An 11,134-nucleotide genomic window follows, 5' to 3' on the forward strand; every position below is an offset into this window, starting at 1 on the left:
CGGCGCGACATGATGTCTGCAGCGCCGAGACGGGGCGCAGGCCGCATGATGGAGGGCGGCCGACGAAGACAGGAGTGAGGTACCGGTGGACCCGCTCGATCGCATCGACGAACTGATCACCATGGTGGAGCAGGCCCGCTCCGTCCCGATGTCGCGCAACAACTGCATGGTCGACCGGGGCGAGATGATCGCCGTGCTCGACGAGCTGCGCGCGGAGCTTCCCGCGGACCTGCGGCGGGCCGCCGCGCTGCTGGAGGAGCGGGACAAGATCATGGAGGCCGGCAAGCGTGAGGCCGACCGGATCATCAGCGAGGGTGAGGCGGAACACGCCCGGCTGGTCTCGGTCAACGAGATCACCGTCTCGGCCGAGCACGAGGGAGCGCGGATCATCGCCGAGGCGCGGGCCGAGGCGCAGCGCCTCCGCGAGGAGGTGGACGACTACGTCGACACCGCGCTGGCGAACTTCGAGCAGTTCCTCACCCGGGCGCTGGCCTCGATAGAGCGCGGCCGGGACAAGATGCACGCGCTGCGCGAGATCGGCACCTTCGCCGGGGACGAGGCGGACCGCCCGCTACCCTTCTGAGCGGCGCGCGAGCCGGTCGCCGACAGCCGGCTGCCGTCGAGCCGGAGGTGAGCCCCGGTTCGACGGTCCGCCCACCTGGCAGGTAACCTTCTTTGTCGGCCTCTCAACGGCCGGAGTCTGACTATGCCCAAACACTCGCCAAGCACACTCAACCCCAGGTCGCCGCTGGTCCTCGACACGAGGGAACTGCCGCGCCGACCTGGCGCGTTGCGTACGCACAAGCGGGTCGTGCCGGCACCGGCGGACCTCGGCGTGGAGTTGATCGGCGTGCCGGAGGGCGCGGACCTCGACCTCGACCTGAGGTTGGAGTCGGTGTCCGAGGGCGTGCTCGTCTCCGGGACCGTCACCGGTCCCGTCAAGGGCGAGTGCGGGCGCTGCCTGCGCGAGATCGACGACTCGTTGGCCGTGACGATCCAGGAGCTGTACGCGTACGAGAACAGCACCACGGACGACACGACCGAAGAGGACGAGGTGGGCCGGATGCAGGGCGATCTGATCGACCTGGAGCCGGCGTTGCGGGACGCGGTGGTGCTGGCGCTGCCGACGAACCCGCTCTGCCGGGAGGACTGCCCAGGCCTGTGCCCCGACTGCGGGGTGCACTGGGACGATCTGCCGGCCGACCACAGCCATCAGCAGGTCGACCCGCGTTGGGCGAGCCTGACGCAAATGACCCGTACAGAGGAGTAAGAACCGTGGCCGTCCCCAAGCGCAAGATGTCGCGCAGCAACACCCGCGCCCGCCGGGCGAACTGGAAGGCCTCGGCGGTGGCGACCGTGGCCTGCCCGCAGTGCAAGTCGGCCAAGCTGCCGCACACCGCCTGCTCCGTCTGCGGCACCTACAACGGCCGTCAGGTCCTCGAGGTCTGACCCGGCCGCCGAGTGACGTCCCCGACCCCCGGTCGGGTGACGCGCGCACCAAGGCTCACGCCCGGTGCCCCGGCTCCCGCCACCGCCGACCGGCTTCCGGCCGGCGGAGCGTCGGAGCCGGGCACCGCGCGGATCGCCGTCGACCTCCTCGGCGGGGACGATGCTCCCGCCGTCGTGGTTGACGGCGCTCTGCGAGCGGTACGCACGGATCCCGCCCTGCACCTGCTGCTCGTCGGCCCGATCGAGGTGGCCGACGAGCTGATCGGTGCGCTCGACCCGGCCCAGCGCGCCCGGGTCACGGTCCGCCCGGTGCGGACCGCCGTCGGTATGGCCGACCATCCCACCGCCGCCCGCGGCGAGAGCACGGTACGCACCGCCGTGCAGGCCGTCCGCGACGGACTCGCCGACGCCGTCGTCTCCGCCGGCTCGACCGGCGCCACAGTCACCGCCGCCGCGCTCGGCCTCGGCCGCTGGACCGGGATACGCCGGCCCGCGCTCGCCGCCACGCTGCCCGCCGTCGAGGGGCCGGTGGTGCTGCTCGACGTCGGCGGCACGCTCGAACCCGGACCGGCCACGCTGGCGCGGCACGCCCTCCTCGGCGCCGCCTACGCGTCGGTGGCCCACGCCGTCACCGCACCCCGCGTCGGGTTGCTCTCCGTCGGCCTCGAGACGGGCAAGGGCGACCGCCTGCGCCGGACCGCCGCGCCCGCGCTCGCCGCCGCGCCGCTGCCCTGCGACGGCCGCTACGTCGGCCTGGTCGAGGGGTACGACATCTCGCTCGGCGCCCGCGCCGACGTCGTGGTGACCGACGGTTTCACCGGAAACGTCCTGCTGAAGGCCATCGAGGGCGCGTACGCCATGGCCGGCGGCCCACCGTCACGCGGCGGCGCCCCGCGTGCCGCGGCGCTGCTCGGGGTGGGCGGCACCGTGGTCGTGTGCCACGGCGCGGCCGGCTCCGAGGACCTCGCCTCCGGTATCGCGCTGGCCGCCCACCTGTGGCGTCGTGACGCCGCCGGGACGGTCCGCGCCCTGCTCGACGACATCCCGCACGATTTCGCACCTGACCGACACGACACCGAGGTAGCACCATGACCAACGACAAGCGGCGGCGTGCTCCCGTCGGCCACCTGGAGGCGGCCTTCGGGGTGTCGCTCGACCCGGAGCTGCTGGAGCGGGCGCTGACCCACCGCTCGTACGCGTACGAGAACGGCGGCCTGCCCACGAACGAGCGGCTGGAGTTCCTGGGCGACTCGGTGCTCGGCGTGGTGATCACCACAGCGCTGTTCCACAACCACCCCGACCTGCCCGAGGGGCAGCTGGCGAAGCTGCGCGCCAGCGTGGTCAACATGCGGGCGCTCGCCGACGTGGCGCGTGGTCTGGGCCCGGACGGGCTGGGCGCGTACCTGCTGCTCGGCAAGGGCGAGGAGGCCACCGGCGGACGGGACAAGGCGAGCATCCTGGCCGACACGCTGGAGGCGCTGCTGGGCGCGATCTACCTCCAGTACGGCCTGGACACCGCGGCCATCGTCATCCACCGGCTGTTCGACCCGCTGATGGCCGAGTCGGCGGGCCGGGGCGCGGCGCTGGACTGGAAGACCAGCCTCCAGGAGCTGACCGCCGCGCTCGGGCTCGGCGTGCCCGAGTACCGGATCGAGGGCACCGGGCCGGACCACCTCAAGACGTTCACCGCCTGGGTGGTGGTGGCCGGCAACCGTTACGGCGGCGCGGAGGGGCGCAGCAAGAAGGAGGCCGAGCAGCGCGCGGCCGAGTCGGCCTGGCGCACGCTCACCGAGCAGGCCGAGGCGGCGGCGCAGGCGGAGGCGGCGGCGCAGGCCCAGGACGGGACGAGCCCGCAGGACGACACGACGGACGTCGAGGCGGGCGCCGGCCGTGCCTGAGCTGCCCGAGGTCGAGACCGTCCGGCTCGGACTCGCCCAGTGGGTGATCGGCCGGCGGATCGCCGCCGTCGAGGTGCGCCACCCCCGGGCGGTACGCCGGCACGCGCCTGGTGGCGCGCACTTCGCCGACGTGCTCGCCGGCCGGACCGTCACCGGCGTACGCCGCCGGGGCAAGTACCTCTGGCTGCCGCTGGACAGCGGCGACGCGGTGATCGGCCACCTCGGCATGTCCGGCCAGCTGCTGTTGCAGCCGGTCGGCGCGGCCGACGAACTGCACCTGCGCGTCCGGTTCCGGTTCGCCGACGACGGGCCGGAGCTGCGCTTCGTCGACCAGCGCACGTTCGGCGGGCTGTCCGTGTCGGCCGGTGGGGCGGAGTTGCCCGCCGAGATCGCCCACATCGCCCGCGATCCGATGGACCCGGAGTTCTCCGACGAGGCGTTCGTGGCGGCGCTGCGGCGCAAGCGTACGGAGATCAAACGGGCGCTGCTCGACCAGACGCTGATCTCCGGGGTGGGCAACATCTACGCCGACGAGGCACTGTGGCGGGCGAAGCTGCACGGTACCCGCCCCGCCGACGCGCTCACCCGTCCGGCCGCGCTGCGGCTGCTCGGGCACGTCCGGGACGTGCTCGCCGAGGCGATCAAGCAGGGCGGCACCAGCTTCGACGAGCTGTACGTCAACGTCAACGGCGAGAGCGGCTACTTCGACCGGTCGCTCAACGCGTACGGCCGGGAGGGGGAGCCCTGCCCGCGCTGCGGCGCCCCGATCCGGCGCGAGGCGTTCATGAACCGGTCCTCCTACAGTTGCCCGCGATGCCAGCCGCGGCCCCGGGGCACCCTCCGGGGATGACCCCGAGCCGGTTCGGGGTTGTGCCGGTGTGCATCGCCGGACGGTCCCCGGAGACGCGCCGGAGCGTACCCGGAGATGCCCTTTTCCGCCCGGTCCGCGCGGCCGGAACCGGCCGCGCGGACCTCGTCGCCCGGATCGGGGACGAGCGGGGGCCGTTCCCCGATGTCGGGGCCCCGCCGGCTGCCTAGCGTCATCTTGGGTCGGCGCAGGGCCGGCATCAGGAGGGTGGAACCCGGGACATGGGCAGGCGACCGGTTACCGTGCGGCTGGCACGGTGGAGTGCGGAGCATCCGTGGCGCGCGATCGCGTTGTGGGTGGTCTTCGTGGCGGTGTGTTTCGTCGGCGGCAGCGCCGCCGGGCTGAACGAGGCCACCGACGAGGATCAGGCGATCGGCGAGTTCGGACGGGCACAGCTGATCGTCGACAGTGGCGGGTTCGACCAGCCGGCGACCGAGAACGTGCTGATCACCGCCCGGTCGGGCTCGCTCGACCAGGCGGCCGCGAAGGCCGCCGCGCAGGACGCGGCGGACCGGCTGCGGCAGGTCGACGGCGTGGCCTCGATCGGTACGCCGATGCCGTCGCGCGACGGCAGCGCGCTGCTGGTGCCGATCACCATGTCGGGCGACCCGGGCACCGCGGGGGACCGGGTGCAGCCGCTGCGGGACACCACCGCGAAGGTGCAGGTCGCGCACCCGCAACTGCGGGTGGAGCAGGTCGGCGGCCCGTCGATCGACAAGGCGCTCGACGACACGCTCGGCAAGGACTTCAAGCGCGCCGAGCTGCTCAGCCTGCCGGTGACGCTGGCCATCCTGATCATCGCGTTCGGCGCGCTGATCGCCGCCGGGGTGCCGGTGCTGCTGGCACTCTCCTCGGTGGCCGCCGCGATGGGTCTCTCCACACTCGCCTCCCACCTGGTGCCGGCCACCGACACCACCGCGAGCGTCATCCTGCTGATCGGCATGGCGGTCGGCGTGGACTACTCGCTGTTCTACGTGCGGCGGGAACGGGAGGAACGGGCCAAGGGCCGGTCCGGCCTCGACGCGGTGGAGATCGCGGCGGAGACCTCCGGGCACGCCGTGGTGGTCTCCGGCACCGCCGTGATCATCTCGATGGGCGGTCTGCTGCTCGCCCAGGACGCGATCTTCTCCTCGCTGGCGGTCGGCTCGATCCTGGTGGTGGCGGTCGCCGTGATCGGCTCGCTGACCGTGCTGCCGGCGCTGCTGGCGAAGCTGGGCCGCTGGGTCGACCGGCCGCGGGTGCCGCTGCTGTGGCGCCTCACCGCCCCGCGCACCGGGCGGGACGGGCAGCCGGCCCGGCCCCGGTTCTGGCCGACGGTGCTCAAGCCGGCGCTGCGCGCGCCGGTGGCCACGCTGCTGATCTCGGTCGCGCTGCTGCTCGCGCTCGCCGCGCCGGCGCTCGGCATGAAGCTGAAGTTCCCCGCCGCCGAGGACGTGCCGCGCAACACCGCGGCCATGCAGGCGTACGACCGGCTCACCGCGGCCTACCCGAGCAACGGCACCAGCCACACGGTCGCCGTGCGGGCGCCCGCCGAGCAGGCCGAACAGGTGCGGGCCGCGCTCACCGACCTGGCCGGCCGTACCGCCGTCGACCCGCTCTTCGCGCCGGCCGAGGGGGACGGCCCGGAGATCCGGGTGTCGGCGGACCGGCGGGTGTCGGTGCTGGAGGTGGCCACGCCGCACGCCAGCCGCTCCGACGAGGCGTCCCGGTCGCTGCACGAGCTGCGCCAGGACCTGGTCCCGGCCACGCTCGGCGGCATCCCGGGCGTGGAGTACGCGGTCGGCGGCGGCGTGGCCGCCAGCGAGGACTACGCCGCCCACATCTGGGCGAAGCTGCCGATCGTCGCGGCGTTCGTGCTGGCGCTCACGTTCCTGGTGATGGCGTGGACGTTCCGGTCGGTGGTGGTGGCGCTGACCTCGATCGTGCTGAACCTGCTCTCCGCCGGCGCCGCGTACGGGCTGCTGGTGCTGGTCTTCCAGAGCGACTGGGCGGAGGGGCTGCTCGGCTTCACCTCGATGGACGCGATCGTCACCTGGCTGCCGCTGTTCCTGTTCGTGGTGCTGTTCGGACTGTCCATGGACTACCACGTCTTCGTGGTGAGCCGGATCCGCGAGGCGGTCGACCGGGGCATGCCCAACCGGGAGGCGGTGGCGCACGGCATCACCTCCTCGGCCGGGGTGGTGACCAGCGCGGCGGTGGTGATGGTGGCGGTGTTCTCCATCTTCGCCACGCTCAGCATGATCGATTTCAAGCAGCTCGGCATCGGGCTGGCGGCGGCGATCCTGCTGGACGCCACGATCATCCGCGCGGTCGTGCTGCCCTCGGTGATGACGCTGCTCGGTGACGCGAACTGGTGGGCGCCGCGCTTCATGCGCCGCCGTACGGCCGCCCCGGCGGTCGAGCCGCCGCCCGCCCCGGCGCCGGAGCTGGTCGGCGCCCGCTGACCAGGGTCGGCCGGGCGGCGTGCGGCCTGCACGACATGCCCCGGGAGTCACGGCTCCCGGGGCATGCCGGTTCCGGTTCTTCGCCGTGATTAAGGCCCCTACCTGCGGGGCATGTGGGCCGCCATGGACGAACAGCTATCCCCGGCGGCGCGTCGTGCCCCGGCCTCCGCATCCCGCCGGCGGGCGTCGTGAGCACCGACGCCGCGACCGGCACCGTACGGACCAACGTCCCGGCCCGCCTCGACCGGCTGCCGTGGTCCCGCTGGCACTGGATGATCGTCATCGGTCTGGGCACGGTCTGGATCCTCGACGGGCTCGAGGTGACGATCGTCGGCAACCTCTCCGGCAAGCTCGCCGAGCCGGGCAGCGGCCTGGACATCACCCAGAGCCAGGTCACCGGCCTGGCCGCCGCGCTCTACGTCGCGGGCGCCTGCACCGGCGCGCTCCTGTTCGGGTGGCTCACCGACCGGTTCGGCCGCAAGAAGCTGTTCCTGCTGACGCTCGGGCTGTACCTGGTCGCCACCGCGCTCACCGCGCTGTCGTTCGACACCTGGTGGTTCTTCCTGTTCCGGTTCCTCACCGGCATGGGCATCGGCGGTGAGTACGCCGCCATCAACTCGGCGATCGACGAGCTGATCCCGGCCCGCCACCGCGGCCGCATCGACATCATCATCAACGGCACGTTCTGGCTCGGCGCGGCGCTCGGCGCGCTGCTGACCGTACCGCTGCTCAACGGCCTGCCGACCAACCTCGGCTGGCGGGTGGCGTTCGGGCTGGGCGCGGTGCTCGGCGTGGTGATCCTGCTGGTGCGCCGGCACGTACCGGAGAGCCCACGGTGGCTGTTCATCCACGGGCACGCCGACGAGGCCAACCACCTCGTGGACTCGGTCGAGGCCGAGGTGAGACGGGAGACCGGCAAGGACCTCGCCGAGGCGGACAACTACATCGAGATCCGGCAGCGTAGGAGCACGAACTTCCTGGAGATCGCCCGGACCCTGTTCCGCCGCTATCCCAAACGGGCCACGCTGGGCTTCGCGCTCTTCATCGGCCAGGCGTTCCTCTACAACGCGATCACGTTCGGGTTCGCCCAGATCCTGGAGACGTTCTTCGACGTGCCGCCCGGCAACAGCGGCTACTACTTCGCGGTGATCGCGGTCGGCAACCTGCTCGGCCCGCTGCTGCTGGGCCGGCTGTTCGACACAGTGGGCCGGGTGCCGATGATCGCCGGGTCGTACATCGGCTCGGGGGTGCTGCTGCTCGGCACCGCCTGGCTGTTCCACTCCGGCGTGCTGAGCGCGGTGACCATGACCGCCTGCTGGTGCGTGGTGCTGTTCTTCGCCTCGGCCGGCGCGAGCGCGGCGTACCTGACGGTCAGTGAGATCTTCCCGATGGAGACCCGGGCCATGGCGATCGCGTTCTTCTACGCGATCGGCACCGCCGCCGGTGGCATCACCGGCCCGCTGCTCTTCGCCAAGCTGGTCGGCAGCGGCGAGGTCGGGCAGACCGTGCTGGCGTTCGTCATCGGCGCCACCATCATGATCATCGGCGGGCTGGTGGAGCTGGCGCTCGGCGTCAAGGCCGAGGGCAAGTCCCTGGAGGACCTGGCCACCCCGCTGAGCGCGGAACACGCGGGGGTGCCGTCGCAGCGCGGCGGTGAGACCACCACCTCGGCCACCGGCGCGACCACCGGCTGAGCGCGCACGCCGGCGCCCCCGCTCCCCGACGGGCGGGGGCGCCGCGGCGTCACGGCAGCACGCACGGCTCCCGCCCGGCGTCCAGCTGCCGGTCCTTGCGGATCGAGGCGAAGCCGTAGCCGACCGAGGTGACGCAGAAGTCCGCCGGGTCGCCGGTGTACTCGACGTGGAAGACCGGCTTCCCGGCGTCGACGAACGGCAGCAGCTTCGCGCACTCGCGGCGGCGTACGCACTCCTGGTTGACCGCGAAGTCGAAGTCGGGGGCGAGCGCGGCCACCTGCGCCACGTCGTCGACCAGCCCGGGAGAGAGGTCGATCTTGCGGGCCAGCCCGGCCAGCCGGCGGTTGAACAGCAACTGGTCGTCGAAGTCCAGCGAGAAGCCGGAGCGGTGCCGGTAGCCGTCCGCGTCGGCGAACGCCACCGCGCCGAAGCCCTTGCCCCGGCACAGCCGGAACCGGTCGGCCAGCACCGGCGCGAGCGCGTCCCAGTTCCGTACGTCCAGGAAGCGGCTTGCCGGCCGCCCCGGCGCCGCCGCGCCGCGTACGGCGGCGGGGAAGCGGGTGGCGTCCGGGTCGTCGGCGGCGTACGTGCCGACCCGCACGTGGCAGACCAGCCGGCGGCCCTGCTCGCGCAGCGCGGCGGTCTCGGCCGAGGTGGTCGTCACCGGGTCGAGGAGGAAGACGTCGGCGTCGACCGTGACGTCCACCGGGGTGGTGAGCTGCCACTGCCACCGCCAGCTTTCGGCCTGGGCGGCCGGCCAGGGCGTGGGCGCGCCGGGCGGTGTGATCGGCCGGCGGCAGGCCGGCACCGGGGCGAGCAGCAGCGCGGTCAGCGCGAGCGCCGCGCCCCGGCGCGGGCCACGTCGGCGGACGTGGGCCGGCCGGGAGCGCGGCACGGCCCACACCGGCCGGATCCGCATCGACAGCTCCCCGGACGCGGGCGGCCCGACGCCGCCCCCGACCGGTCAACGAGCGCCGGGCCGGTCACGACGCGCGGTCAGCTCGGGGTGGCGAAGACCTGCGTCCAGTACGGCCCGTTGCTGCGCGCCACACCCACCCCGATCTGGGTGTACGAGCAGTTGAGGATGTTCTTCCGGTGGCCTTCGGAGTTCATCCAGCCCTCCATGACCGCCGCCGGCGTCTGGTAGTTCCAGGCCACGTTCTCGCCCACCATGCGGTAGCTGTAGCCGGCGGCCTTGACCCGGTCCCAGGGCTGGCTGCCGTCGCTGCCCGTGTGGTCCATCTTCTGGTGGTCGGCCTGGTCCTGGCTGTGCCGCTGGGCGGCCAGGTTCAGCTTGGCGTTGACGGTGAGCGCCTTGCAGCCGGCCTTCGCCCGCTCCTGATTGACGATCGTGACGACCTTCTGGAGTTCGGCGCTGAGCCCGGTCGTGGCGGTGGCCTTGGTGCTCGTGGAGCCGCCGCTCGATCCACCACTGCTCGACCCGCCGCTCGGGGCGCTGCTGCGCTCCTGCTGCCGCGACGGGGCGGTGCTGCGGTTCGGCTTCGGGGTGGCCTTCTTCGTCGGGCTCGGCGCGGCGGTGGTCGGTACGGCGGACGGGCTCGCCGACTCGGGGGCGAGCGCGTCGGCGGGCGCCTCCTCCGACCCCTCGGGCGCCTGCGGCGCGGCGGCCACCGGCGCGTCGGCGGAGGTGCGCTTGGTGCCCTGGTCGTCGCGGGGCAGCAGGACGGCGCCCACGCCGAGGCTCACCACGAGCGTCGCCGCGGCGGCGGCACCGCCGATCACGAACGGCCGGGACAGGCGCCGCTTCGGGCTCCGCCGGTCGTCGGCCGGGGTGTCGGTCGCCGGCCGCCAGGTCGCGGCGGGCTGCTCCCAGCCGCCGGCCGGCTGCTCATGCCCCTGCCAGGTGGCCGGCTGTTCCTGCCCCTGCCAGGCGGTGGGCTGTTCCTGCCCCTGCCACGCCGCGGGCTGCTCGTGGCCCCGCCACGCGGGCTCCTGGCCGTGCCACGCGGCGGTCGGCTGCTCCTCGCCGTTCCACCGGTCCCGGGCCGGCGGGTAGGAGTCGGCGGGCGGCTGCTGCGCTCCGTCCCCGAACAGGTACGACGACCGCGGCTCGGGCCGGTCGCTGAGCCACGCCGGACCCTCGTCGGTCGGCGGCTCGGGACGCCGGCGGGCGCCCTCCGGTTCGATCGGGTCGTTCCAGCGGTACACGCCTGTCCCCTCCACGGGTCGGTTGCGGGCCCGGGTGACGCTACGGGCGCGCTCCAAGCTGCGGCAACGTGGCTAAGAAAGAGTTAAGGCGAAGCCGGCGGCAAGGATGAGTCCTTCGCACATTTCCGGCGTACAGTAAAGGCGTCCGGACAGAGCGTGTCCGCGCCTTGTGGCAGCCCCCGGCGAGTGGACCGGCCGACGTGGAGATGATCTACGGCCTTGGTCAACTTGACGAAGGAGGGGGTTTCGGCTCAATATGTAGGTGTCGCCAGTCGCGCCCAGCCATGCCCCGATGCAGTGGGAATGGCAGCCGCGAACATCATGGGCGCGCGTTGGCCGGCCTTTCCGGCAGCGCACATCAAGGAGTCAGCATGGCGAAGGCCCTCTACGGCCACGTAAGTGCAGCGCCCGACCGGCGTCTGCTCGACGAGGTCACCCGACTGCGTGCCAGGGTTCAGGCACTGGAGTTCGAGATCACGCGTCTGCGCGCCGACAACGATCGGCTTGCGGCGGCAGCGGCGGAGGCAGATGACCTCCTCCGTCTGGCCGAGCCCGCGCTGACCTGATCTCCAGTTGTCGGAAAACTGAATCGCACCACACCGAAAAGCGCGC

Annotated in this window: 11 protein-coding genes; 9 read left to right on the top strand and 2 right to left on the bottom strand. The window is 73.0% G+C overall.

Annotation, left to right across the window (positions count from 1 at the left end; all coding sequences use genetic code 11):
• The first annotated feature begins 85 nt into the window (after positions 1-85).
• The 8 genes from F8279_RS09825 to F8279_RS09860 all read left to right on the top strand — a co-directional run bounded on the left by F8279_RS09825 (position 86) and on the right by F8279_RS09860 (position 8,353).
• Positions 86-583, top strand: coding sequence for a hypothetical protein (locus tag F8279_RS09825; protein WP_091419472.1), 498 nt, complete (start codon positions 86-88; stop codon positions 581-583).
• Positions 584-706: 123 nt separating this feature from the next.
• Positions 707-1,270 carry a DUF177 domain-containing protein gene (locus F8279_RS09830; RefSeq protein WP_091419475.1) on the top strand — a complete coding sequence of 188 codons (564 nt, stop codon included), beginning with the start codon at positions 707-709 and terminating at the stop codon, positions 1,268-1,270.
• 5 nt (positions 1,271-1,275) lie between these two features.
• Entirely contained in the window at positions 1,276-1,449 is a 174-nt protein-coding gene (rpmF, locus tag F8279_RS09835; protein WP_013284559.1) for a 50S ribosomal protein L32, read from the top strand.
• A 132-nt stretch (positions 1,450-1,581) separates the two neighbouring features.
• Entirely contained in the window at positions 1,582-2,541 is a 960-nt protein-coding gene (locus tag F8279_RS09840) for a phosphate acyltransferase PlsX (protein WP_175438719.1), read from the top strand.
• Complete coding sequence (gene rnc, locus F8279_RS09845; RefSeq protein WP_091419480.1) at positions 2,538-3,347, top strand: ribonuclease III; 810 nt, start codon at positions 2,538-2,540, stop codon at positions 3,345-3,347. The genes F8279_RS09840 and rnc overlap by 4 nt, the downstream gene beginning before the upstream one ends.
• Positions 3,340-4,197 carry a bifunctional DNA-formamidopyrimidine glycosylase/DNA-(apurinic or apyrimidinic site) lyase gene (gene mutM / locus F8279_RS09850; RefSeq protein ID WP_091419483.1) on the top strand — a complete coding sequence of 286 codons (858 nt, stop codon included), beginning with the start codon at positions 3,340-3,342 and terminating at the stop codon, positions 4,195-4,197. The genes rnc and mutM overlap by 8 nt, the downstream gene beginning before the upstream one ends.
• A 239-nt stretch (positions 4,198-4,436) precedes the next feature.
• On the top strand, positions 4,437-6,659 hold the full coding sequence (locus F8279_RS09855; protein WP_091419486.1) for an MMPL family transporter: 2,223 nt from the start codon (positions 4,437-4,439) through the stop codon (positions 6,657-6,659).
• Positions 6,660-6,847: 188 nt separating this feature from the next.
• Positions 6,848-8,353: an MFS transporter gene (locus F8279_RS09860; protein ID WP_225853210.1), complete on the top strand. Its 1,506-nt coding sequence runs from the start codon at positions 6,848-6,850 to the stop codon at positions 8,351-8,353.
• A gap of 49 nt (positions 8,354-8,402) precedes the next feature.
• Here F8279_RS09860 and F8279_RS09865 read toward each other — a convergent pair whose 3' ends face one another.
• Both F8279_RS09865 and F8279_RS09870 read right to left on the bottom strand, forming a co-directional pair.
• On the bottom strand, positions 8,403-9,272 hold the full coding sequence (locus tag F8279_RS09865; protein ID WP_151499754.1) for an endo alpha-1,4 polygalactosaminidase: 870 nt from the start codon (positions 9,270-9,272) through the stop codon (positions 8,403-8,405).
• A gap of 77 nt (positions 9,273-9,349) precedes the next feature.
• On the bottom strand, positions 9,350-10,522 hold the full coding sequence (locus F8279_RS09870) for a CAP domain-containing protein (protein WP_151499756.1): 1,173 nt from the start codon (positions 10,520-10,522) through the stop codon (positions 9,350-9,352).
• 371 nt (positions 10,523-10,893) lie between these two features.
• On the opposite strand from F8279_RS09870, the gene F8279_RS09875 reads away from it, so the two are divergent.
• The gene (locus F8279_RS09875) at positions 10,894-11,088 is read left to right on the top strand and encodes a hypothetical protein (RefSeq protein ID WP_013284566.1); all 195 of its coding nucleotides are present in this window, start codon (positions 10,894-10,896) and stop codon (positions 11,086-11,088) included.
• Positions 11,089-11,134 lie beyond the last annotated feature (46 nt).

The organism is Micromonospora sp. AMSO1212t, from assembly GCF_008868145.1.
Classification (GTDB): Bacteria; Actinomycetota; Actinomycetes; order Mycobacteriales; family Micromonosporaceae; genus Micromonospora; species Micromonospora tulbaghiae.

Bases quoted from the DNA above. Each gene is read 5' to 3' on its own strand.
- F8279_RS09875 (WP_013284566.1), top strand. From the start codon at position 10,894: ATGGCGAAGGCCCTCTACGGCCACGTAAGTGCAGCGCCCGACCGGCGT.
- F8279_RS09855 (WP_091419486.1), top strand. From the start codon at position 4,437: ATGGGCAGGCGACCGGTTACCGTGCGGCTGGCACGGTGGAGTGCGGAG.
- F8279_RS09830 (WP_091419475.1), top strand. From the start codon at position 707: ATGCCCAAACACTCGCCAAGCACACTCAACCCCAGGTCGCCGCTGGTC.
- rnc (WP_091419480.1), top strand. From the start codon at position 2,538: ATGACCAACGACAAGCGGCGGCGTGCTCCCGTCGGCCACCTGGAGGCG.
- F8279_RS09865 (WP_151499754.1), bottom strand. From the start codon at position 9,272: ATGCGGATCCGGCCGGTGTGGGCCGTGCCGCGCTCCCGGCCGGCCCAC.